The organism is Enterococcus sp. 12C11_DIV0727, assembly GCF_002148425.2.
GTDB classification, from domain to species: domain Bacteria; phylum Bacillota; class Bacilli; order Lactobacillales; family Enterococcaceae; genus Enterococcus_L; species Enterococcus_L lemimoniae.
This window is the reverse complement of sequence record NZ_CP147248.1, coordinates 1,856,574-1,881,503: the sequence shown is the minus strand read 5'-3', so window position 1 is coordinate 1,881,503 and position 24,930 is coordinate 1,856,574. Positions and strand designations below refer to the sequence as shown.

21 protein-coding genes and 1 riboswitch are annotated in these 24,930 nt (G+C 36.3%); of the genes, 10 read left to right on the top strand and 11 right to left on the bottom strand.

Going from position 1 to position 24,930, the window contains the following annotated elements:
* Window positions 1–4: 4 nt before the first annotated feature.
* On the top strand, window positions 5–754 hold the full coding sequence (gene truA / locus A5866_RS08970) for a tRNA pseudouridine(38-40) synthase TruA (RefSeq protein ID WP_086443734.1): 750 nt from the start codon (window positions 5–7) through the stop codon (window positions 752–754).
* Window positions 755–989: 235 nt separating this feature from the next.
* On the opposite strand, the gene A5866_RS08965 is transcribed toward truA, so the two are convergent.
* The 6 genes from A5866_RS08965 to A5866_RS08940 all read right to left on the bottom strand — a co-directional run bounded on the left by A5866_RS08965 (window position 990) and on the right by A5866_RS08940 (window position 9,037).
* Window positions 990–2,390, bottom strand: a complete 1,401-nt coding sequence (locus A5866_RS08965; RefSeq protein ID WP_086443735.1) for a glutamate decarboxylase — start codon at window positions 2,388–2,390, stop codon at window positions 990–992.
* 104 nt (window positions 2,391–2,494) lie between these two features.
* Window positions 2,495–4,003, bottom strand: coding sequence for a helix-turn-helix domain-containing protein (locus A5866_RS08960; RefSeq protein ID WP_086443736.1), 1,509 nt, complete (start codon window positions 4,001–4,003; stop codon window positions 2,495–2,497).
* A 257-nt stretch (window positions 4,004–4,260) separates the two neighbouring features.
* Window positions 4,261–5,613, bottom strand: coding sequence for a branched-chain amino acid transport system II carrier protein (gene brnQ / locus A5866_RS08955; protein ID WP_086443737.1), 1,353 nt, complete (start codon window positions 5,611–5,613; stop codon window positions 4,261–4,263).
* A 115-nt stretch (window positions 5,614–5,728) separates the two neighbouring features.
* Window positions 5,729–6,217, bottom strand: a complete 489-nt coding sequence (locus tag A5866_RS08950; RefSeq protein WP_086443738.1) for a GNAT family N-acetyltransferase — start codon at window positions 6,215–6,217, stop codon at window positions 5,729–5,731.
* Window positions 6,214–6,558: a MazG nucleotide pyrophosphohydrolase domain-containing protein gene (locus A5866_RS08945; protein WP_086443739.1), complete on the bottom strand. Its 345-nt coding sequence runs from the start codon at window positions 6,556–6,558 to the stop codon at window positions 6,214–6,216. The genes A5866_RS08950 and A5866_RS08945 overlap by 4 nt, the downstream gene beginning before the upstream one ends.
* 118 nt (window positions 6,559–6,676) lie before the next feature.
* The gene (locus A5866_RS08940; RefSeq protein ID WP_086443740.1) at window positions 6,677–9,037 is read right to left on the bottom strand and encodes an ATP-binding cassette domain-containing protein; all 2,361 of its coding nucleotides are present in this window, start codon (window positions 9,035–9,037) and stop codon (window positions 6,677–6,679) included.
* 133 nt (window positions 9,038–9,170) lie between these two features.
* Between A5866_RS08940 and A5866_RS08935 the strand changes: the two genes are divergently transcribed.
* From A5866_RS08935 to A5866_RS08920, 4 genes are all read left to right on the top strand, one after another.
* On the top strand, window positions 9,171–9,851 hold the full coding sequence (locus A5866_RS08935; protein WP_086443741.1) for a response regulator transcription factor: 681 nt from the start codon (window positions 9,171–9,173) through the stop codon (window positions 9,849–9,851).
* Entirely contained in the window at window positions 9,838–10,902 is a 1,065-nt protein-coding gene (locus A5866_RS08930) for a sensor histidine kinase (RefSeq protein WP_086278256.1), read from the top strand. The genes A5866_RS08935 and A5866_RS08930 overlap by 14 nt, the downstream gene beginning before the upstream one ends.
* A 78-nt stretch (window positions 10,903–10,980) precedes the next feature.
* Entirely contained in the window at window positions 10,981–11,619 is a 639-nt protein-coding gene (locus tag A5866_RS08925; protein ID WP_086443742.1) for a histidine phosphatase family protein, read from the top strand.
* Window positions 11,620–11,655: 36 nt separating this feature from the next.
* Window positions 11,656–12,222 carry a TIGR00730 family Rossman fold protein gene (locus A5866_RS08920; protein WP_086443743.1) on the top strand — a complete coding sequence of 189 codons (567 nt, stop codon included), beginning with the start codon at window positions 11,656–11,658 and terminating at the stop codon, window positions 12,220–12,222.
* Between the two features lie 66 nt (window positions 12,223–12,288).
* Here A5866_RS08920 and A5866_RS08915 read toward each other — a convergent pair whose 3' ends face one another.
* The 3 genes from A5866_RS08915 to A5866_RS08905 form a co-directional block, all read right to left on the bottom strand.
* A complete protein-coding gene (locus A5866_RS08915) occupies window positions 12,289–13,029 on the bottom strand; it encodes an amino acid ABC transporter ATP-binding protein (protein ID WP_086443744.1) in 741 nt (246 codons plus the stop codon).
* 12 nt (window positions 13,030–13,041) lie between these two features.
* Window positions 13,042–14,628 (bottom strand): ABC transporter permease subunit, encoded by a 1,587-nt coding sequence (locus A5866_RS08910; protein WP_086278264.1) that lies wholly within the window; start codon window positions 14,626–14,628, stop codon window positions 13,042–13,044.
* Window positions 14,629–14,871: 243 nt separating this feature from the next.
* Window positions 14,872–15,043, bottom strand: a riboswitch (Lysine riboswitch).
* Window positions 15,044–15,262: 219 nt separating this feature from the next.
* Window positions 15,263–16,831, bottom strand: coding sequence for an Ig-like domain-containing protein (locus A5866_RS08905; protein WP_254907513.1), 1,569 nt, complete (start codon window positions 16,829–16,831; stop codon window positions 15,263–15,265).
* Window positions 16,832–17,093: 262 nt separating this feature from the next.
* Here A5866_RS08905 and A5866_RS08900 point away from each other — a divergent pair, with 262 nt between their 5' ends.
* Both A5866_RS08900 and A5866_RS08895 read left to right on the top strand, forming a co-directional pair.
* Complete coding sequence (locus tag A5866_RS08900; RefSeq protein ID WP_086443746.1) at window positions 17,094–17,567, top strand: MarR family winged helix-turn-helix transcriptional regulator; 474 nt, start codon at window positions 17,094–17,096, stop codon at window positions 17,565–17,567.
* 134 nt (window positions 17,568–17,701) lie between these two features.
* On the top strand, window positions 17,702–18,946 hold the full coding sequence (locus A5866_RS08895) for an MFS transporter (protein ID WP_086443747.1): 1,245 nt from the start codon (window positions 17,702–17,704) through the stop codon (window positions 18,944–18,946).
* 136 nt (window positions 18,947–19,082) lie between these two features.
* Here A5866_RS08895 and A5866_RS08890 read toward each other — a convergent pair whose 3' ends face one another.
* Together A5866_RS08890 and A5866_RS08885 are read right to left on the bottom strand one after the other, a co-directional pair.
* Complete coding sequence (locus A5866_RS08890; protein WP_176332619.1) at window positions 19,083–20,858, bottom strand: ABC transporter ATP-binding protein; 1,776 nt, start codon at window positions 20,856–20,858, stop codon at window positions 19,083–19,085.
* Complete coding sequence (locus A5866_RS08885; RefSeq protein ID WP_086443749.1) at window positions 20,858–22,600, bottom strand: ABC transporter ATP-binding protein; 1,743 nt, start codon at window positions 22,598–22,600, stop codon at window positions 20,858–20,860. The genes A5866_RS08890 and A5866_RS08885 overlap by 1 nt, the downstream gene beginning before the upstream one ends.
* A 98-nt stretch (window positions 22,601–22,698) precedes the next feature.
* On the opposite strand from A5866_RS08885, the gene A5866_RS08880 reads away from it, so the two are divergent.
* The 3 genes from A5866_RS08880 (at window position 22,699) to licT (ending at window position 24,926) form a co-directional block, all read left to right on the top strand.
* Window positions 22,699–23,466 (top strand): MerR family transcriptional regulator, encoded by a 768-nt coding sequence (locus tag A5866_RS08880; RefSeq protein WP_086278277.1) that lies wholly within the window; start codon window positions 22,699–22,701, stop codon window positions 23,464–23,466.
* Between the two features lie 73 nt (window positions 23,467–23,539).
* On the top strand, window positions 23,540–23,872 hold the full coding sequence (locus A5866_RS08875; RefSeq protein ID WP_086443750.1) for a thioredoxin family protein: 333 nt from the start codon (window positions 23,540–23,542) through the stop codon (window positions 23,870–23,872).
* A gap of 217 nt (window positions 23,873–24,089) precedes the next feature.
* Complete coding sequence (gene licT / locus A5866_RS08870; RefSeq protein WP_086278280.1) at window positions 24,090–24,926, top strand: BglG family transcription antiterminator LicT; 837 nt, start codon at window positions 24,090–24,092, stop codon at window positions 24,924–24,926.
* The last annotated feature ends 4 nt before the right edge of the window (window positions 24,927–24,930 follow it).

Below are 24,930 nucleotides of genomic sequence, written 5' to 3'. Positions count from 1 at the left end.
AGAAATGCCGCGTTATAAAGCAATAATTGCTTACGATGGAACAAATTTTAATGGGTTTCAGACTCAACCAAATGGACGAACAGTGCAAGCTGAGTTTGAAAAAACATTGAGAATGATGAATAATGGCAAAATGATCACGATTTTTGGTTCAGGTCGGACAGATGCTGGTGTTCACGCTGCGGGACAAGTTATTCATTTTGATTACCCCCACACAAGAGAGTTGGAGAAAATGCGGTATGCTTTGGATACACAAACACCTGAAGATATTGCTGTAAAAAGTGTCGAAATTGTCTCGGATGATTTTCATGCGCGCTATCATGTCGTTGAGAAAACCTATCAATTTCGAGTAGATATTGGTAAGCCGAGAAATCCCTTTAAACGATTTTATGCTAGTTATTTTCCTTACCAAGTCGATACGCACAAAATCCAACGAGCGTTGACGGATTTGATTGGAACGCATGATTTTACTTCATTTTGTGCATCGGGCACTGAGGTCGAAGACAAAGTCCGAACGATTCATGAAGCAAGTCTAGAAATGAATGAAGCGAAAGATGAGTTGATTTTTACCTTTCGTGGAGACGGCTTCTTATATAAAATGATTCGAATTTTAGTAGGAACCTTACTTAAAATGGGAAATGGTAGAATGGATGAAACATTGATTCCTGAAATCATAGCAGCAAAAGATCGGAATTTAGCTGGACCTACAGCACATCCAGAAGGACTTTATTTGGTGGAAGTGAAATACGAGCAGTAAGAGAAAAAGAGGTTGGGACAGAAGTGTTTACCCCCGAGAAATAAGAGGGAATTCACGAAAATTGCTCTTCAAATTTTTGTGAATTTCAGCTTATTTCCGAAGGGGTTGCTTCTGCTCCCACCGTTTATTCGCATTTAGGGTGTGAAACAAAAGTGCTTTTTACTTTTGGCCCACACCCTTTTTTGCGTATATTATAATTAGAGGCCAGATAACTATTCATTTTTTGAAACCTAAATCAATGAGTGAATCCATACGTTTTCAGTTCATTTTGTTTGTGAAATAGGAGATGTGCCTGGTTCAATTCATTTAATGCATTGTGTAGATCCTTAATAAAATCATGAGCTAAGTTTGTTCCAAAATCTTCTCGAACAACGATACGATGAACAAGAGTATTAGCCAGATTTTTTGGTAAAGGATACGTTGGAACTTGCCAACCTTTCATTCTTAGTCGATCGGATAGATCATAGAGCGTCCACTGGATGTCTTTATCTGTAGATAACGAATAACAAATGACCGGTAGTTCACTGCCGTCATTAATGACATCAAAGCAATCGATTGTTGCTAGCTGTTCGCTTAAAAAGGTAGCGACAGCACGTGTTTTTTGATGGATGGATTGGTAGCCTTCAAAGCCATAGCGTAAAAAGTTATAGTATTGGCCGATGATGTGGGCAGCACTATGGGAAAAATTGATAGCCATTGTGGGTAAACTTCCTCCTAGGTAGCTCACTTCAAAAATTAATTCTTTAGGAAGATACTTTTTACCACGCCAGATTATCCAACCGACACCTGGATAAACCAATCCATACTTGTGACCAGACGTATTGATTGAGACGACATTGTTTAAACGAAAATCCCAAATAAGTTCTGGATCGACAAAAGGAGCAAAAAGTCCACCCGATGCAGCATCTATATGAATAAAGACCTTATAATCCGTTGTTTGATTATATTGTTCAACTAAGTGATCAAGTTGTTTAATATCATCATATTTTCCTGTATAGGTGATACCAAGAATTCCGACGATCCCAATGGTATATTCATCTACATAGTCCATAACTGTCTCGAGATTTAGGGTCATTTCATTTTGTTCTATTGGTACTTCACGCAATTCCACATCCCAATAGACACCAAATTTTTCCCAGCAAACTTGATAGCCAGCAGAAATAACTAAGTTTGGTTTTTTCTTGGTACTATCTAAGCCTAACTTTTGAACGCGATTTCGCCAAGCAAATTTTAGTGCCATCCCTGCTAACATGCAGGCTTCAGATGAACCAATCGTTGAAGTCCCTAGAAATTCTTCAGTCTCGTTTGCATGCCATAAATCTGCTATCATATTGACACAGCGTTTTTCTAATTCAGTTACTTGGGGATATTCTGATTTATCAATAGCATTTTTTTCTAGAGTCTGGCTCATCAAATCAATTGCTTCTGTTTCCATAAAGGTTTGACAGAACGTGGCTAAATTTTGCCGTGCATTTCCTTCATCCAATAATTCATCCGCTACTAATTGATGTGCAACTCGAGGTTCGATTGATTGTTGAGCCAAACGATATTTTGGTAGTATGCTACCTTCCTCTTTAGTGCCAAAAATCGGTTCTAGATAATCTGTTTCTTCTGATTTCTTTTTTTCATGGAGCATTCTCTTCACCTCAAAAAAAGTAGTTATAAAAATTCTTCTAACTACAGTATATAACGTTGGGAGAAATAAATCTTATCTTAACTCAGGACGTCTTTACTCACCAATTATTCTGGTAGGATATTCTTTTTTTCAAATAGCTGCTGCAAAGTTCGATATAAATCAGCCAATTCTTCTTCACCGTAAGATAAATCCCAAAAATAAAGTGGCAGCTCTGGGTATTTTTTTCTTGGTAATAAAGAAGAACTGATTACTAAATCGTACTCTTCATTGAGTGTTTCTTGATAAGGAGCAGAATCCACAAAACCTAAATCGTTTAAAAATTGGTAGATTCTTCTGATCAAAAGGAAATTATGTTCAAAAGCAACACCAACGGTTAAATGATCCGAATGTTTCGGCTTATCATAGGCTGGCAGTAAGATACTTTTGAATGCATGGACTAATGGCGCTTTAATCGTATAAATAAACTTATATTCTTTTTCTTGCGATTTCTCATCAAAGAAAGCTTGAATTTTAGCTTCAAGATGCTCACTAGCTTTTTTCTTTTTTCGAGGTAATTCCACTAATTTTTGCAGATTAGGGAAGGGTTGGCGCAAGACAAAAAAGGTAAAGGTAATATTTAGCAAATTGCCTATAATAATGGGTTTATTAAGAACTTCAGGTTCTTTTTTGAAGATGTTAATTGTTGCATAATCTAAAAACTCTTGAACTAACTCATATACAGGGTTAGGTTTACCTGAAAAGTCCTGTAGTGTTTGAAACAATGAAGGATCATCATCCAGCGTATAAAAAGGTGCATAATGTGCTAAGAAAAAGATAAAGCTACTTTCACCTTTACTGTGTTTAGGAGGTAGTGCCTGAACTAATCCAAGTTCTTTATTTAAGCGTTCAAAATCGTAATAAGGATTATCTTTCATTAAGAAATCATAGCGGTCATCGTAGCTAACAAAAATCTTTTTACGCATACGACAAAGAAAGATAGCTGCAAAATAGGTTAATTCTTTTGCACCTAAGTAAGTTCTAGATAATGGAAAGTATTCGGAGAAGGCTTCAGCGAGTCTTTCAGCTTCTTCTTTTGCAACACTTTTAAAGGGCCAGATCGTTCCTCGTGTTCCTAACCATAATGTATCAAAAAGAGCAACTCTGACAGCACGTTCATCGCCAGTTAAATTGGCTTCGGTATATGTAAATCGCAGATTAAATTGTTTTACGTGCTTTTTCAAAGGTAACATTTTTCTAGAAACGGTTGAGCGGCTAACGTAATAACGTTCACAAAAGTCATCTATGTTGGGTGAATCATGGTTTAACAAATAAAGAATAAATTGAAACGGAACCGATTTTTTCAATAGAAAATAACGGTACTCATCAATTGTTACTAATAGTTTAGTACTGTCTATTTTTCCTGCTTTTTTTAAAATTGCTGGATGGTTGGACAGGACTTTAGTTAAATCATTACTAATTTCATTTATAATAATAAATGTCTGCTGATAGTTTAAAGAGAGTTCATCAGATAATTGAGTAATGGAGATATCTGATTGATTGAGTTGTGTAATTCTTTTGAAAAGCTTAAATTTCGTAAGCATTCCCGAATCCATCATCAATTCTTCATATAGCATACTAATCACTTCCTTGCCCCTATTCTACTGTACTTTAGGGGTGCTTGTCAGCTAAGACGATGTTCAACCAACAGTTAGAGACACATCCTTAACAAAAAGGCAATCTTTAATCCAGTGTGAACAAAAGACAAAATAAGATGAACATTATTTCTCTTTTGGGTTAGAAAAATTACCAGTAAGATAGATAAGATTATGAACGATTCAAATCAAAAAAAGCTGAGCTAAACCCTTAGGCTCACCTCAGCTACTATTTAATTTTAACTAAGTGTTTCAACTTTTTTGACCTTGGTCCAGATCAAGCCAATCAGAAAGCCAAGTGCAGCTGGAACGACCCAACCCATACCAATCGTAAATAGAGGGAGGTAATTCTCTGCAGCTTTTAAAATAGAAGTGACGACAGTATTTGATTTAATAAAATCAGGTGCACTATTCAAGGCATCGAGTAGCGCTGCAAAAAGAGTAACATAAGTTGTCATACGATAAACCTCTTTGCGATGGTGAAATAGTGGACTGACGATAACCAGAATGATTAAAGTCATTGCTAAAGGATAAAGAAACATTAAAACGGGAACTGAAAATTGAATAATATTCGTCAACCCAACATTTGCAAACAAACAAGGTAAAATACTAGCTACTGCAATATAAAAAGCATAAGAACCTCTTGGAAATAGCTCATTGAATGTTTCAGAACAAGCGGTGATCAAACCAATCGCTGTTTTTAAACAGGCTAAAATTACGATAAAAGCCAATAAAATACTACCTAGAGTCCCTAAATAATGATTTGCGATCTGCGCTAAAGCAATCCCACCATTCTCACTAAGAGGAAATGTCCCTAAACTCATTGTACCCATATACGATAACAAGGTATAGATGATTCCCATCAAGACAATACTGATTGCACCAGACTTGATCGTATCTTTTGCAATATCGTTCGGTTTTTCTACACCCATTCCCCGAATCGTCGAAACAATAATGATGCCAAAGGCTAAAGAAGCCAACGCATCTAAGGTATTATAGCCTTCGGTAAACCCTTTGAAAAAAGGATTTGCTACGTATGTGTCAGTGATAGCCGCAAAAGAGATTGAACCGAGCGGTGTAATAAATGCAAATAAAATCAAAATAGCTAATAAAACTAGAAATAATGGATTTAAAAATTTTCCTACATACCCTAATAATTTAGAAGGCTTACGCGAAAAAGCCCAAGCAACCAAAAAGAATAACGCTGAAAAAATAGCTAAAATCAATTTATGTTGTTCGCTTGGAACAAAAGGAGCTAAACCAATCTCAAAAGAAGTCGTCGCAAGGCGCGGTAATGCAAAAAATGGCCCAATCGTCAGGTACAATAATACAGTAAATCCAACAGCGTAGCGTCGATTCACACGAGTAGCTAAATCAAACACACCATTACTTTTGGAAATCCCAATGGCGATCACTCCTAAAAAGGGTAAACCGATTCCGGTAATCAAAAAACCAAGATTTGCTAAAAAAATGTTAGCGCCGGCTTCTTGTCCCATATGAACAGGAAAAATCAGATTCCCTGCTCCGAAAAATAAACCAAATAGCATGGAACCTACATAAAGGTAATCACGCCATGTTAATTTCTTTGTCACATTTCAACACTCCTTAATAATTATCTTTAATAAAAATAACAGAATAAGAAGACCACAGCAAGCGGAGTTTCAGAAAATACTTAAAGTTTTCTGAAACTATTAAAACTAGCTGAGATTAATCAACAAAATAGGCAAACTGATAGTCATCACAAAATAGTCCGTTGATTAGAAATTCATCTTTAAATAAAGCTTCTTGGATAAACCCATTTCTGCGATAAAACTGAATGGCTTTAATATTAGGTCCCATGACACGTAAAGAGATTTTATGAATTCCTGCTTTAACTGCAGCTTCTTTGACATAATCCAACAATTGTCTGCCAACGCCTAATGACTGACTGTTTGGATGAACACCGATGCCAAACATCCATTGTTTTTTATGTGCAGCTAGAGGTGTAGGATGGTGAATATCAATGAAACCGTGGACCTGATCTGCATCTACCGCAACAAAAATGATCCGTCCATTGATTTTTTCTTTGTATGCATCCACAGATTCGTAATGATGAAAGACAGGGGAGTTTTGATTGGTCCAAATAGTATTTTCTATTTCAAGTAATCCTGGTAAATCATGCTCTTCCATTACTCTAATCGTTAGTTGTTTTTTCATTGTATTTCTTCTTTCGAGTTCGCTAAAATGTTAAATCGCTCTTCTAGCTTTGATTTATGAGAGGTTAGAATATCTTCAAAACGAATATCGTATTTGTCTGCTAAAATGAAGACATTATCCAAAACATCTCCCAGTTCTTCCGTTAGGTCCTGAACCAGATGCTCAGGATCTTTTTCTTTTTCATCTGGACGATCACGTCCAATTTCTAATGCTCGAACGGCACGAGCAACTTCTCCTGTTTCTTCTGCTAAAAAGCCTACACGAATAAATGAGCTAAGTGTATACCAACCTCTTTTTTTATAAAAATCGCTGATCCATTGTTGATAATGTTGAAGTTCCACACAAATCCCTCCAGTCTATTTTACTATGGTAGCATATCAGACAATAAAAGCAAAAACTAGATAAAAATCACACTATCTCAACTCAAAAGCTCAAGTTAAAATAATGTGACCGTTCAGTTTATTCAGATCTTAGTGCTTCTACTGGATCTTTTTTAGCAGCCATTTTAGCTGGGATCGAACCGCCAATCAAGGTTAAAATAATACTGATAGCAACTAAAAGTAGTGCATGGATCGGATTTAATTGTGCAACATTGGCCAAACCAGTCATATTTTCAATAATTTGATTTACTGGGAAGGTGAGGGCATATGCAATGGTAATTCCCAATAAGCCAGAACAAGTACCAATGATCAACGTTTCTGCATTGAACACTCGTGTGATATCTTTCTTTCTAGCACCTAAAGCTCTTAAAACACCGATTTCTTTTGTTCGTTCTAAAACGGAAATATAAGTGATGATTCCCACCATGATCAACGAAACAACTAATGAAATAGAAGCAAAAGCAACTAGAACAAGGGTGATACCATCCATGATACCGCCTGTCATTTCAGTAACAGTACTAGCTAAATCAGTGTAAACGACTTTGTTTTTATTGTCTTTTTTATCATTGTAAGCATCTAAGTAATCAACGATTTTGTCTTTTGTTTCAAAATCTTTTGGATAGATATAAACCATCATTGGAGCAGAATCGCCACCTAGATAAGCTAATAAGCTTTGCTTTGAATCAGCATCTAATTTTTCCATCGTCATTACGTTCATATCGGACTCTTTTTGAGCTTTCACGATCTCAGAATTTTCTTCCTTAGCAATGATATCTTCTACTAAAGTATCACTATAAGCAATTCCTTGACCAAGCATAGCAACCTGAACATCCTCTTTTTGACGAACAACAGCTGAAATAGTCAAACTCATTTCGGCATTGTCATACATCTCGGCATAATTATTTTTAGGAATGAAATTGCCCATATTCGTCTTTTCAAAGTATTGATTATTGCCAATCAATTTTAATTCTGTTCCTACTATGTCATTAAAATTGATCGTCTCTACGTTATCAATCGAGAACCCTAGATTTTTCATTGTATTTTCATCAATACGGTTTTTACTATCTACCACTAAAACCATATCTGTATTAGATTTAGGATAACTTCCAGCTAAAACGTCATAGTTTTTTTCGAGGTAGGTTTCTTTCTCATCTTTGAAAGCTGCTGGATAAGAAGATAGACCAACACCGTTCATACTAGTCATACCTGCACCTGAGCTGACATTTTGATTCCCGCCGGAGCGGGTCATGCCAACTGAAACAGAAACTGGTGTGACCTCGTTGCCTACTTTACGAAGCATATTCATTCCAACGACTCGAGTATAGCCAATACTGCGAACCCAGTCAGAATCAATAGCATTTAAATAATCCAAGTACTTTTGATTCAAATCATTTTTATGTGTCACACTATTTTCTTCTGGATTATATAAGAAGACTTTATTAGATTTGACAAATTCTTTTTTATGCAGTGGACCATCGGCTCTAAGCTCATTTAAAGATTCTTCATCCATATTGACTGCTTGCTGAGAAACAATGATTGGAAATTCGGCTAATGCATCACTTTGAAAGGAATCAATCTGCTTTTGAAACCCATTGGAGAGACTTAAAATCAAAGCAATTCCAATGATCCCAATACTGGCAGCGAATGCAGTCAAACCTGTCCGCCATTTTTTAGTCGCGATATTTTTTCCAGATAGTTTTAAGGCAGTGAAGAAACTCATGCTCGTTTTTTTCAAATCATAATGACTACTTTCTTCAGCTTCTAAATAAGGATTAGAATCATGGATAACATGACCATCTCTAAAGTTGACGATCCGATCTGCATATTGTTCAGCAAGTTCTGGATTGTGTGTTACCATAATGACTAATTTGTCATCAGCAATTTCTTTGATTAAATCCATAATCTGTTCACTAGTAGTTGTATCTAAGGCACCAGTTGGCTCATCAGCCAAAATAATATCTGGATCATTAGCTAACGCTCGTGCGATTGCGACACGCTGCATTTGACCACCGGATAGTTGGTTTGGTTTTTTATGAAGGTGTTCTGTTAGTCCAACCCGTTCAAGTACCTCAACAGCGCGTTGTTTTTTCTCATCAGCTGAGACACCACTTAGGGTCATCCCCATTTCTACATTATCTAAAATGCTTAAATGAGTGATTAGATTATAGCTTTGAAAAACAAAACCTACGCTGTTATTTCGATAAGCATCCCAATCGGCATCTTTAAAATTAGTCGTGGATTTGCCATTAATGATTAAATCACCACTGTCATATTGATCAAGACCACCAATAATATTAAGTAAAGTCGTTTTACCAGAACCACTTTGTCCTAGAATCGCGACAAATTCATTTTCACGAAAATTAATATTGACACCATTTAAAGCAATTTGAGTAAATTCCCCAGTTGTATAACTTTTTTTAACATTTTTTACTTGTAGCATTGCTTGACTCCCCCTTCTTTGCTTTACTAGTTTAACAAATGAATATGTACTCAGTATGAACAAAGAAAAAGAATCCAAACTTCTGTTTTTTTATGCTATAGTTAGTAACAAAAGAAATGAAGGAAGTAAAAAAATGATTACGATCTTAGTTGTAGAAGATGATAAAAATATACGGAAATTGCTTGTAACGATTTTAGAGCAAAGTGGTTATCAAACCTTGCAAGCCCAAAACGGTATGGAGGCTTTGTCCATAATTGAGCAAGAAACTGTTGATTTATTCGTTTTAGATGTAATGTTACCGCAAATCGATGGCTACCAAATTGCAGAAAAAATTAGAGCAATCAATGCACAATTGCCGATCATCATGGTCACGGCTAAAAGTTTACCATTAGACAAGAGGAAGGGCTTTATAGCTGGAACAGATGACTATTTAGTTAAGCCAATTGATGAAGAAGAGTTTTTACTTCGGATCAAGGCTCTATTAAGAAGAACTCAAAATGATTTGGAAGCAAAAATTCTTGTTGGTAAAACGGTTATTGATAGTGATAATCTGTCGATCCAATCAGAAAATACTTATTTAGAATTACCCAAAAAAGAGTTCCAACTACTATATAAATTGTTATCTTATCCCAATAAAATTTTTACTCGTCAACAATTACTAGATGATATTTGGGGGATTGATAATATGGCGGATGAGCGGACAATTGATGTTCATATCAAGCGCCTGCGAGAAAAAACGATTCACAATAAAGACTTTGATTTGATTACGATTCGGGGTTTAGGCTATAAGGCGGTGAAACATGAGGAGAAGTAGATCACTTAAACTTCAATTTGTCTGGACGATTTTTTTGATTTTAGTTTCTACGAGTATGATTTCAGGAGTCATTCTTTTAGGGTTGATGAAAATAGGCGTGATTAATTCATTGTCTGGGTATCCTTTTTTGCGCTTAGCAATCACTCTACTTTCTTGTGTGATCATTGGAACAACGATTTCGTTGGTAGTTAGTAAACGAATTTTAAAACCAATTAATGATCTAGTTGAGGGGACAAAAGAAATTGCAAAAGGAAATTTTGAGATTCATATTGAAAACGATACATTAAAGGATGAACTTGGTGCCTTGATCGATAATTTTAATTTGATGGCTGCTGAGCTTAAAAATGTTGATTTAGTTCATAATGACTTTATTACCAACTTCTCTCATGAATTTAAAACACCAATCGTTTCGATCAGAGGTTTTGCTAAGCAGTTGAATAATCCCAACTTATCAGAAAAAGACAAGCAAGAAAGTATTGCTATTATACTGGAAGAAACAGAAAGACTCAGTAATTTATCAATGAATATTTTACTATTGTCAAAAATTGAAAATCAAAAAAAAATCACACTAAAAAAATCTTCTTATTACTTAGATGAACAATTGCGGATGTGTATTTTATTGCTACAAAATTTATGGGAAGAAAAAAATATCGAACTGTCGCTCGATCTGGCACATCTACGTGTTACAGCAGATGAAGAGCTATTAATGCAGCTTTGGCTGAATCTGATAAAAAATGCCATTCGCTATTCTCACATAGGTGGAACAATTACGATTAGTTGTTCTGTTTTCGGAAATGCTGTGAAAGTAAACATACAAGATAACGGTATTGGAATGACGGATTATGCCCAGAAACATATTTTTGATAAGTTTTATCAAGGAGATCCCTCTCACCATGCAGTAGGAAATGGCTTAGGACTGACAATTGCAGCACGTATTGTTCAATTACATGGAGGAAAAATGCAAGTGAAATCAAAACAGGGAAAAGGTGCTACCTTTATTTCGATTTTACCTGCAATCTATACAGAAGAGACACCAACCATTACATCGTAAGAGACAGAGCAAAGTTTACTTATTTGTAGTATCATAATGAAGTATCAGGAAGCCTTAAGAAAATGGAGGGAGAAATCCATGACCACATTTTATTTTGTTAGACATGGAAAAACAGAACTTAATCTAAGTTTGAGATTTCAAGGAGGCGCTATCGATTCGCCATTATTACCGATTGGTGTTGAACAAGCAATTCAAGCAGGACGTAATCTTTGTGATCTATCATTTGATGCAGCTTACGTCAGCACGCAAAAAAGAGCGATGGATACAGCAAATTATATTTTGAAAGAAAATAATTTTTTGGATGGCTTAACAGTTCACTATCAAGATAGCTTGCGAGAAATCAGATTTGGCAAACGTGAAGGAGCCGAAATCGATCATACGGATGAACAAACGAACTATCTAAGACAACGACCAGATTTATATGATCCTAAGGCCTTCGGTGGTGAAACGATTGATGCTTTAGTTCAGCGTTCAACGGAGACAATTGAAAAAATCAGCAAAGAATACCCTGATGGCAAAGTGTTGATCGTAGCTCACGGAGTCCTACTGATCACATTGATTAATTCCTTAACTGGTAAAGAAAAATCGCGTTGGCGTGAGGGTGGGCCATTAGCGAATACGAGTATTTCGATTTTAGAAAAAGAACAAAATACAGAATATTATACAATCAAATCGTTTAATGATATTTCTTATCAAACACAAAATGAAGAAGCATAACGAGATGTTTATTGAGCAAGAACAGGTGGGATTTTTATGAAAAGAATGGCAGTTTATTGTGGTGCTAGTAAAGGAACTAAAGCAGTGTATGAAGAGCGAACAAAGGAATTAGGGCAATGGATGAGTGTTCATAATTATGACCTTGTTTATGGTGGCGGAAATGTTGGCTTGATGGGGATTTTAGCAGATCACGTTATTGAAACTGGCGGTCAAGTTATTGGTGTAATGCCGTCCTTTCTAATAGATCGGGAATTGGCTCATCAAGCCATTACTGAAATGCACATTGTTAGTGATATGCATGAGAGAAAACGAAAAATGATCGATTTAGCTGACTGCTATCTTGCTTTACCTGGTGGACCAGGCACTTTAGAAGAAATCACGGAAGTCGTTTCTTGGGGCCGAGTTGGGGAGCATCAAAATCCCTGTATCTTTTTTAATGTCGATGGCTACTACGATTTAGTAGCAGAGTTTTTTGATAAGATGGTGACAGATGGGTTCTTGACTAAGGAAGATCGAGCAAAGATCTGTTTCTCAGATTCGTTAGAGGAAATAAATGATTTTATAGATACGTTTACACCACCGATGATTAGAAAATATAAATAAAAAAAACTCTTATGAACGTTTGCTGTTCATAAGGTTTTTTTCTCTATATTTAAAGTAATGATTGATTTAAGTTTTAGACAAAATACGGTGTAAAAATTCTTTCGTCCGTTCTTCTTTTGGATGAACAAAGATATCGTCAGATGTACCTTCTTCAGCGATTACACCTTTATCCATAAAGATTACACGATCAGAAACTTCTTTAGCAAACTCCATTTCGTGTGTTACGATGATCATCGTTAAACCAGTATGAGCTAAGTCTTTCATTGTTTTTAACACCTCACCCACCATCTCAGGATCAAGTGCTGAGGTCGGTTCGTCGAATAACATGACATCAGGATTCATTGATAACGCACGGGCGATTGCGACACGTTGTTTTTGCCCACCGGAAAGTTGTGATGGTTTTGCATCAATAAAGCGCTCCATTCCAACTTTTTCAAGATTTTCTAAAGCTGTTTTTCTCGCTTCTTCTTTGTTGCATTTCAGTACAGTGATTTGTCCGGATGTGCAATTTTCTAAAACATTCATATTGTTGAATAGGTTGAATGATTGAAACACCATTCCTAAATGAGTGCGATATTTTGGCAAGTTGTAACCACGTTCTAACACGTTTTCACCATTATAAATAATTTTTCCGCCAGTTGGTTTTTCTAGTAAGTTGATACAACGTAAAAGCGTTGATTTACCGGAACCAGAAGAACCGATGATCGTAACAACTTCACCTTTATTTACTGTGACATTGATATCTTTTAAGACTTCATTTTCACCGAAGCTTTTTCTTAGATGTTCAACTTCAATAATTTGATTCATCTTGTTCTCCTCCTAGCTTTCTTTTAGATTTTCTGCTTCTTCTAATTTTACATAAGCAGAAGGACCGTCCATTTTCTTTTCAACAACGCGTAAGATACGTGTGATGGCATAGGTCATGATCAAATACATGATGCCCACGATCGTAAAGGTTTGGAAGAATTGGAAGTTTGCACCAGATGCAGAGTTCCCTTGGAAGAATAAGTCAGCTACTCCGATAACACTCAAGACAGCTGTATCTTTAATATTAATGACAAATTCATTTCCAGTTGCTGGTAAAATATTTCGTAAGACTTGAGGAACAACAACTTTCCGCATTGTTTGACCATGAGTCATTCCAATTGCTTGGGCTGCTTCAAATTGACCTTGATCAACCGCAAAAATCCCGCCACGGACGATTTCAGACATATACGCTCCAGTATTGATCGAAACGATAAACAAGGCTGCAACGGTTCGATCTAAAGAAATCCCAAAGGCTAAAGCTAAACCATAGAAGATAACCATTGCTTGAACCATCATCGGTGTACCACGGAAAACTTCGATATAAATAGAAAGCAAGGCATTTCCCAATTTTTGGAAGAAGCGTTTCACTTTATTTTCAGATTCAGGAATCGTGCGGACAACACCGATCAATAATCCTAAAGTCGTACCGACAACTGTTCCAATCAGCGCGATAAATAGAGTCAAACCAGCACCGCGTAAGAACATACCACCATATTGATCCCAAATGTTCTTGAAGTCAGCTAAAACGCCTGTTTTTTCGCTATCACTTGTTTCTGCGGCTGGCTGATCTTTGACTGCTTGATCCATGATCTTTGTTCGTTCTTCTGGTGAGATACCAGATAAAATTTGATTCACTTTACTGATTTCAGGATCCGCTTTGCGCATACCAACTGCAATTTGAACATCTTCAGCATTTGTTTGGAAGCCGTTTTCTTTAGAAAATTCAAGCATTTCTAAATCATTGTTCACACTTGTAGCAGTGACACCTTCAGGACGTTCACTCACATAACCGTCAATCATACCAGAAGCTAAGGCGGTTCTCATCGCTGAAAAGTTATCCATTGCTTGTTGTTTACTGACACCAGGAATTTGATCGATCACACTATAATGGAAGGTATTTAACTGTGCTGTAATTTTCGCGCCAGATAAATCTTTCAAATTTTTAGCATCTGCGAATTTCCCTTTTTTTTGAACGACTACAACTAATTGAGATTCATAATAAGGATCGGTAAAATCGATTTCTTTGCGCCGTTCAGCTGTTGGGCTCATTCCGGCGATAATTGCATCAATTTTGCCAGATTGTAAGGCAGGTGCTAGGCCATCCCATTTTGTTTGGACGATCACTAGTTTTTTATCGAGACCATCTGCAATTTTTTTAGCGATTTGCACATCATAACCGCCGGCGTAAGAAGAATTGCTTTGAATGGGCACGGCTCCGTTTGCATCGGTTTTTTGCGACCAGTTGAACGGTGCATAGCCTGCTTCCATACCGACGCGGAATTCACCATTTGTGTTTTCTGCTTGGCTGAAGACTGGGGCACAGAAAATACTTAGAATAAATGCTACTAGCAAGCCAAGTGAAAATGTTTTTTTGTTCATGTTTGTCTTCCTTTCTTTTCCATCACTGAATTTGTTCTACTATAATTTAGTTTAGAGGTTGGGACTGAAGCGTTTAATCCCGAGAAATAAGAAAGAATTCACGAGAATTGCTCTCCAAATTTTTGTGAATTCTGGCTTATTTTCGAAGGGATTGCTTCTGCTCCCGCCGTTTATCCAGACCTTTTACGCAAAAAAACAACTATGCAAAATGCATAGCTGCCTACTATCGTCAGGTACTCTCAACAAAAACATAGCGCAACTTAGCATCACTACTAAGACAGTCCGCAAGTTGTTCGCTTGCGTCCCAACACATAACAGGGAGGCTGTTATGCATTTCGGCGATTGTTCCTAGACTTGTTTCAAAGTGTCCTCTCACTCCACAAGCTTAATAAAAATCGCAACCTCTACCTCGATTTGAGGTACTATTTAATTATTAGATTCAAGTACAAAGTGTACGTTAAGTGAGCGGAAAAGTCAATATTTTGCTTGGAAAGACTAGCGATTTCTAACTGTTTTACAATAGTTTGTTAAAAAAGTAAAAGAGCGAGGCAAAACTAATGATCTGTTTTGCTTCGCTCTTTAAATTCGAATAACTATTTTTGTCTTGAACACTTAAAAATTTTATGTTAAAGTTTTATCTTTTTTCAACGAAGAAATAATCCTTTACGATTTTAAGATTTTTCTTGTCGACATACATTATAACGATTTTACTATCCGTTAATTGTCTGTCAGTATCGATTGTGTAATAAAATTGTGTGAATGGTTTTCCTAGTGTAATGGCTTGGACATTATAAATGCCAGTTCCACCGTTGAAATCAAATTCACCGATTTTTAAATCGTATAAAGCGTTAGGTTTTTTTAAATGGAATAGAATATGAGTGAGTTTGTCAGTATTAGAGACTACTTCACGAGTTTCTTTCATTTCTTGCTTAGAAAAATGCGAACCGGTTCTAGCTGGGAAAGGTAAGTCAGCTGGGTTTAATTTTTCCTTGACTGTAACCGTAATGCGTTTTTCGATATCACCAAAATTAGTTACAGAAAGAATCGAGATTTCTGTAGAGCCAAGTTTTTTACCTGTAATTGTTCCATTATCATCAATATAAACAATAGATACATCATCTGAGATCCAGAATAGTTCTTTATCAGTTGCATTCGTTGGTAAAACAGAAGCGTTCAGTGTCATTGATTCACCTAGGTATAACGCTACATTTTCTTGATCAACCACGGTTTCTTTAGGAGCAACTTCGTTTACAGTAACTTCAACATGTTCTGTGATTTTTCCGTCAGCTGTTGTTGCAGAAATCCATGTAGAACTAGGATTTACGGCTGTGATATGACCAGTATTATCAACAGTAACGATATCCTCATCCTCCGTTTCCCAGTGTAATTGCTTGTTGGTTGTATTCTCTGGTAAAACAGAAGCTTTAAGGGGCATAGAGTCCCCAGCATTTAGTTCGATAGCGTCTTTTTCAATGACAATTTCTTTAGGTACTATCTCAATAGGAGTGCTTGCTTCACCAATATGTTCTAAAATGAAATCAATTTTTTCAGAATTTAATTTAACACCCACATTTCGATTACCACCGCCAGCAGAATGGACAACGATTATTTGATGCTTGTCATTAAATACGGAAGAACCAGATTGACCGCCGAAAGTATCAAAGTCGTAATCAATTAGGCTAGTTGTTTGTTTTCCAATGATTTTACCTTTCGCTTCCCATTGGGTTCCCCATGTTTTATCCCCTGGATAACCTGTACTCGACACATTGTCTCCAATCGTTACTGTATCTGTTAAAATAATTGGATTTTGTTTAACAATATCGCCAATTCCCTTACCATCATTTGGTTCCAAAATAAGTACTGCTATGTCATCACTTGTACTTGAAGTCGTTAAATAATGTTTAAAGATATGAACTTCTTTAATTTGGAATTTTCCATAAGGAAGAGTTGCGCCGTTTCTTCCGGGAATAACATAGTTAGAATCTGTATTTGGATTGTCTTTAATACCAGATACAACATGAGCAGCTGTTAGTACAGTGTTTTTTCCGATAACAGAGCCCGAACCGAGAGCGCCATCTGCACCAATAAAGACACTACTTTGATAAGGCATGGCTGTAGTGTCAGTGATTTGAACATGATCATCGTTACCAATGACGGAACGAGATTCTACTGCGGATACAGATTCAGGAGCTAAGCTAACCAACGTTGCCCCCAGCAAAAAATATCAATTAAACCTAATTTTAAATTTTTCAAGATAGTAATTCCTTTCCTTTTTTGAATTCGCAGTCTACTATTTATAAAATAGTAGATGTGGAAAGTATAGTATGATTTTAAAAAAATGGCAATAAAGAAATAAATTTGTTATAAAATCGTTATTTAAAAAGTAGTTCGTATGATTGTTGAAATAGAAACAATAACTCTTTATACTGTAAATAGAAATGATCCAGCAGACAGGGGTGTAGAAAATGAACAAAAAAGAGCAAACAATTATTGAATTTAGGGCATTATTTAATAAATTGATCTGGTTGAATAAACTTAAGATGGAAGAGGCTCTTAAAGAATACAAACCTTCGGAGGTCCACTGCATAGAATACATTGGGAAAAATGCTGATCCCAACGTAACGAAACTTGCAGAAGCCTTTTACATGACAAGAGGAGCTATCAGTAAAATAACGAAAAAACTGATAAAAAAAGAGCTAATTGAAAGTTATCAAAAAGCTGAGAATAAAAAAGAAATTTACTTTAGATTAACGAGGAAAGGTCAGTCAGTTTTTGATATTCATGAAAAAGTGCATAATGAATTTCAAAAACGTGACAACACGGTATTTGAACAAGTAACGGAAGAGCAATATGATAATATGTTGGCATTCATTGAAAATTACAGTAAACATTTAGATGAAGAAATGAAAAAACAAGGGCTAGAAAATAAAGCTAAATAAATTTTAAATAAAAGTGAAACAAGATAAGCAACCTGACTCTATTATGAGGAGGTTGTTTTTTTGTTGACAAGGAAACTAAAAAAAGTTAAGATGTTTATGTTTCTTAGGAAACTAAAAAACTAGGAGAACTATCAATGTTTAAATTTAAATCAAAAAAGAGACAGACTGAAGAGCAAACTATGAATAAACATGCCTTACTTTTCGGATTGATTTCTGTATTTCTGATCGGAATCAGTTTTAGTATCATAACGCCAGTTATACCGTTTTTAGTAGAACCTTATATTCGGGATACTAGTAATCAAGCTACCGTCGTGACACTTTTGGTTTCAGTCTATGCCTTATGTATGTTTTTTTCAGCGCCTATTCTTGGTGCGTTAAGCGATAAATTCGGTCGACGACCATTATTGCTAATTAGTCTTTTAGGATCGGCCCTCGGTTTCTTGATTTTGGGTATCGGGGGAGCTTTATGGGTTTTGTTTGTTGGACGAATCATTGAAGGAATCACTGGTGGAAGTATCAGTACGATCTTTGCTTATTTCGCTGATATCACGCCAAGAGCGCAACGCACAAAATATTTTGGCTGGGTAAGTGCAATTACTGGTGTAGGAACAGTAATGGGACCGGCATTGGGTGGTGTGTTGGCAGCTGAATTTGGACATGCTGCGCCGCTGTACTTCGGTGCGATGATCACCGTTCTCAATGTTGTGTATGGTTTTTTCTTTATGCCTGAAAGCCTTGATAAGGATAAACGACTAAAAGAAATTACGTTTGCTAGATTAGATCCATTCCATCAGCTGTTTAGTGTGCTATCAATGAAAAATTTAAATAGAATACTCATTTCAGCATTTTTACTGTGGCTTCCTAATGGTTCACTGCAAGCGATCTTGTCACAATTTACGATTGATACATTTAATTTAAAGCCCGCACTGATTGGTTTGATTTTTTCGATCATGGGCATTCAAGATATTCTATCCCAAGGATTTATCATGCCAAAACTGTTACTTAGATTCAGCGATAAGCAAATTATGCTTCTTGGAATGCTGTCTGAAGTCATCGGTTATGGCTTGATCGCTGGCTCTGCTTTGCTGACTTCCTATCTTTTATTTATCATTGGGTTGTTTATCTTTGGATTTGGCGATTCGATTTTTGGACCTGCTTTCAATGGAATGGTTTCAAAATCTGCTGATTCAACTGAACAAGGAAGGGTTCAAGGTGGTAGTCAATCTATTCAGTCTTTGGCGCGAATCGTCGGACCAGTTATTGGCGGACAGCTTTATATAACCATTGGATCGGCTGCGCCAGCGTTTATGGGGATGTTGTTGATCGCGATCTCAATAGTTGTCTTGAGTAAAATGAAGGACGACTGTGTAGACTATTAATTCGACTCAACTAACTTTTTTCTTATAATGATGGGATAGATTAAAACGATCAATTATAAAGTAAAACGCTTTTAGTTAGTAACACAAAAAGGCTATCTCAAACAAATCAGATAGCCTTTTTTGTGTATACACTTATCTAAGTCTGTTGAAACTGACTATTATATAAATCAGCATACAACGAAGGTTTCGCCAACAATTCTTGGTGATTCCCTTTTTCCACGATATCTCCGTCTTTCATCACTAAAATCAAATCCGCACTTTCAATCGTAGACAAACGGTGAGCAATCACAAAACTGGTTCGGTTATTCGTCACTTCATCCATCGCTTTTTGGATGTGAGCTTCTGTTCTAGTATCCACACTGGATGTTGCTTCATCTAAAATAACCACAGGAGGATTTGCTAAAATGATTCTAGCAATCGTCAATAGTTGTTGCTGACCTTGTGACAGCGAGCCATTCTCGCTTGAAATAATCGAATCATAACCATTTGGCAGAGTCCGAATAAAGTGATCACATTGGGCAATTTTAGCCGATTCGATGACTTCTTCTCGTGTTGCGTCCATGCGCCCATATGCGATATTCTCCGCAATTGTTCCTTCAAATAACCATGTATTTTGTAAAACCATTCCAAACATTTCGCGTAAATTTGTTCTTGAAAGATCTGTAATATCCACACCGTCAAAGGTGATACGACCATTATTTAACTCATAAAAGCGCATCAGTAAATTTACTAATGTCGTTTTACCTGCACCAGTTGGTCCAACGATTGCCACCATTTGTTTTGGTTTAACCGTGAAATCGACTTGCTTCATCAATATTTTTTCTTTTGTATAACCAAACTGAACGTTATCAAAAGCAATTGCACCAGATGGTTGATCGATGCTTTGCAAGTTCTTTTTTTCTGGAATGTCATCTTCTGCATCTAAAATCTCAAAGATGCGATCAACAGCTGCTAATGCTGCTTGAATGGAGTTGATAACATATGATGCTGTGGAAATTGGTTCAGAAACTTGATTGATATATTGCAGATAAGCTTGCAGTAAACCGATTGTGATCCCACCTTGTAAAACTAAGAATGCTCCGATGATCGCACTGACGATAAATGCTAATTGATTGATCAAACGAATTGCTGGATAAATCGCAAAGTTCATAAATTGAGCACTTAAAAAGGCTTTGTAGTGCTTTTGATTTGTTTGAGAGATGACGTCTTTTGCATGATTTTGTTGATTGAAGGTTTTCGTCACTAAATTCCCAGATAAAAACTCTTCAGTTTTGTTGTTCAAAATCCCAAGTTCAGCCTGACTTGCTTCAGCCAGTTTCTTATTTTTATTAGCAATTTTGCCTGTTAAGAATGAGCTTCCAGTAATTAGGACAATGACGATCAGGGTTAGTTTTACATCAATATAGAATAGCATGATCCCAGCAAAGACGATCGTTGAGATCGATGTAAAGAATTGATTGATCCCAGTTAAGAAAACTTGTGATAATTGGTTTAAGCTAGTTGTTGTTCGGCTAAGAATATCCCCTACTTGATGTTGATCAAAAAAGGCCATTGGTAATGATTTGAATTTCTTCGTGACTTCTTTTCTGACTCTTAAGGTGATCCTTTCGCTTAAAGCGGCCATCACACGTTCTTGAATGTAAGACATCAAACTACTGATGATTGAAAAGACAATCAGAATAAAAACAGGTGTCAATAAAGCGTCTTGAACTAGGGAAAATGTAATATGACCGACTCCATGAGTTTTAATCAATGTAAGCAAATCGTCAATAGCAATCCCCATAATGAAAGGCATAGCAATAACTAAGGCATTGCCGACTAAACTACACAGAATCAAGCCCAGAAATATCGGACGTTCAGGTCGAATCAATTGAAAGAATCGTTTTAATGTTTGTTTATTTAATTTTTCCATCATGACTGTGCTCCTTTCATGATAATCCCTTGTGAGCGGGCAAACTCTTGGTATGTTTTATTCTGTTGTAACAGTTGACTATGTGTTCCTTGACCTACGATTCTGCCTTCATCTAAAACGATAATCGTATCAGCTTGTTGGATCGTACTTAATCGTTGAGCAACAATCAGCAAGGTTTTATCGGACATTTCTTCTTTTAATGCGAGTCTTAATGCAGCATCCGTTTTATAATCAAGCGCTGAAAAACTATCGTCAAAAATATAAATATCCGCAGGTTTGATCAAGGCACGGGCAATACACAAACGTTGTCTTTGACCGCCAGAGAAGTTGGTTCCGCCTTGTGCAACAAATGAATCATAACCATCTTCTAATGTAGCAAGGTAAGAAGAGAGTTGAGAAATTTCAGCTGCTCGATCCATATCTTCTTTTGTTGCTTCAGGATAGCCCATCAATAAATTACTCTTAATCGTTCCGCTAAATAGAAAGGCTTTTTGAGGAACGTAACTGATTTTAGAACGTAGCTCATCTTGTGTAACATTTCTGATATCAATACCATCAAATAAAATAGCTCCCTCAGAGACATCGTTAAGTCTTAACAGTAATTTGGCAACTGTACTCTTACCAGAACCTGTACCACCAACGATTGCGGTCGTTTTTCCTTTGGGAATACTAAAATGGATATCCTCTAAAACGGGTTCATCCGCTTGATCATAACTGAAGGTTACGTGATTTAAATCGATCAAGGCATCTTGTGGTTCCGTTTCTTCAAGTAAAACAGGTTGATCAGTATCAAGAATTTGGTCTTGGGTATTTAAAATTTCTTCAATTCTTTTTACTGAAGCAAGGGATCTAGGTAACATGACTAACACCATTGCTGCGATCATTAAGTAAGCAAGTGTCAGTAAAGAATATTCAACGACGGCAGAAACCGTCCCAATTTGCAAGGTACCAAGTGCTACGAAGTTTCCGCCAAACCATAAGATAGAAGAGAACACCACACCCATTAATAAGAAGGCAACTGGTGTAATAAACGCGAAAATACTGTTTACGCGGATCATCCCGTTTGCATAGTCAGAAAATGTTTTATTTGTTCGCTCTTCTTCATATTCTTGATTGTTAAAAGCTCGAATCATATTGATCCCAGTGAAAAATTCACGTAACGTCACAATGATCCTATCCATTTTAGGTTGGATCATTAATGAAAGAGGCGTTCCTTTTTTCATCAAGATATAGACGATCAATCCAAAAGCTGAGATGGCAATTAGTGGTACTAAAGCCAATGTCGCTGAATAAGTGTACGTCATATAAAGTGAGAAAATCGCAATAATCGGTGCAGGTAAAATGAGTTGTAGAAACAAGACAATCATTTGTTGAATATTATCAACGTCATTCGTCATTCTTGTTAGTAGGGAACCTGTCCCAAAATGATCTGCATCTTTGATAGAAAATGTTTGAAGTTTGGCAAAAAACATTTCCCGAGTTTCCAACCCAAATTTTGCGGCTACTTTAGCAGAAAGATAGCTTCCAGCAATTGCTGAGAGCGCACCAAATAAAGCCATTGCGAGCATTTTAAGCCCGATCATTTTAATGGATTGTTGATCGCCGCTAGCAATCCCAACATCGATCAATTGTGCTACGAGTAACGGTACACCAAGTGTTCCGATAATTTGTAAACATAAACAAAGAACTGTCGCTAAAATAAGTGTCAGATTCTTTTTAATGAAAAACTGAATGATTTTCATTTAAATTCCTCCTTTTCAAGACTCAAAAAGAATTCTACACCTTCAAGTTACTTGAATGTCAATGTTTTTTGTTTATAATTAAAATCAGAGGTGAGCATATGGAAAAAGAGAAGTTATTAACTGTAGGACAAGTGGCTGAAATCATGAATTTACCCAAGTCGAAGATTCGCTATTGGGACGATATGAATCTGCTGACATCGTCTAGAAATAGACAAAATGGCTATCGGCTTTTTGATATGGAGGATATTTTGACAATCAGTGATATTGATTTTTACCGGAGACTCGATATACCCATTAATAAAATGACTAATCTCTATCGCAAATCGCCAGAGGAATTATGGACGATATTAGATGAAACTCAAACACGCGTTGCATCAGAATTAGCTGAATTAGAGAAAAAACAGCAAGGGATCAAGCATAGGAAAGATCAACTGTTGAGTTTGATAGAACTAAAAGAAAAAGAATTTCTTGATGAGCCATTAGATGTAGAACGAATCATTCCAATTGATTTAAAAGATCCCAATGAATTGCAGACATACATTGATAATCCTTCAAGCTTAGTTGTTTATATCGAGAAAGGACATGAAAAAGAAATTACTTACGGATTTGCTGTGACGACGAAAGAATTTGTCAAAGAAATGACGATTTGGCAACAACCAGAGCAACCAAACTACTCGTATAAACAATTTCTACTTACGATCAAGTCCGACAATCCTTTAGAAAATAATTTTGAGTCAATGAAAGAGAAATTGGAGAAAAAAGGCTATCATACTGGGGCGATGGTTGGGCGTTATATCATGACAGCTGAAGACCAGGATGGATTTTATAGAGATTATTATAAAGCTTGGATCGAAGTAGATAAGTAATGTTGGGCATAAAAATCGTAAACTTGCTGAGAAAATGCTATGATTTAGCCAATAACAAAAGGGTGACTAGACTATGAAAAAATTACAAACAATTCAAGAGGTAATAACCTTTGTCAATGAAAATCAGCTTGCTTTTTTATACGTTTCACAAGAAGACTGTTCAGTGTGTCATGCGCTCAGACCTAAATTGACTGAGCTATTAAAAAACTATCCTAAAATCGAATTAAGAGAAGTTGAAGCGGATAAAGTCAAAGCGATTTCCGCTGAATATCTAATTTTTTCAGCACCAACTTTACTATTTTTCGTTGATGGAAAAGAGTATCTTCGTGAAGGAAAGTTTGTTCAGTTTAAAAAATTAACTGACGCAATCGAGCAAATCTATTCATTTGAAGAGAATAAGATATAGTTTAAACTCAGTAAGAATAAGCGGTTGAGTGTTATGTGAGGAGACTTGGGATCAAAATGTAAGCGTACTATTGACAAAGAAAATAAGACGTTGTATACTTTGGTCAACGGATCGTTACTGGTTAAGCAGGCGTGACCTCTCACATTACTTTTTTGGTGATGTTTGATATGGTCAGGTCTTTTTTCGTTTTTCAAGTTAAGAACAGGAGATAATTGCAATGAAAATACTGAAAGTTTTTAATAATAATGTTTCTTTGATCTTAAATGATGATAGTGTTGAAGAAATCATTATGGGCAAAGGCGTCGGTTTCAACAAGCGTGAAGGTGACGTGATCGATCCTGTCTTGATTGAAAAAAGATTTGTTCTAGAAGGTAACAATTCCGTCAGCAATTTAGATAATCTACTTGCAAGAATCGACATTGAAGATATTGAACTGGCCAGTGATATTATTCAATTAGGTGAAACTGAATTAAAGCAAGCAATCGATGATTCCATATTGCTGACATTATCCGATCATATCGGCTTTGTCCTAAATCGTGCGGCAGAGGGTTTACAAATGCGCTCGCCACTAGAATGGGACATTAAACAAATTTATACAAAAGAATATGCATTTGCGTTGAAAGCCGTTCAAATGATGCGGGAGAAAACGGGCATTGAGATTCCTGACCAAGAAGCTGCTTTTATTACCCTTCATTTTGTAAATGCTTATAATTCTACTAGCAGTATGAACGAAACCATGCTGACAACCAAAATCATTCAAAGCATTATCGATATCATTAAATACCATTATGGCAAAGAATATGATGAAACTTCTTATGATTTTACTCGTTTCATCACCCACATTCGTTATTTTGTCAAAAGGCAGTTGGACAAAGAAGTATCGTCAAATGAGGATTCGTCCTTGATCAATCTGATCGCTGTCAAATACGAACAAGATTATCAATGTGCAGTCAAAATCAAAGCATTTTTGGCACAACAATATGATTGGACGATTTCCAATGATGAATTGATGTACCTAACACTTCACTTAAATCGCTTATCAAGCAATCAATAGGATC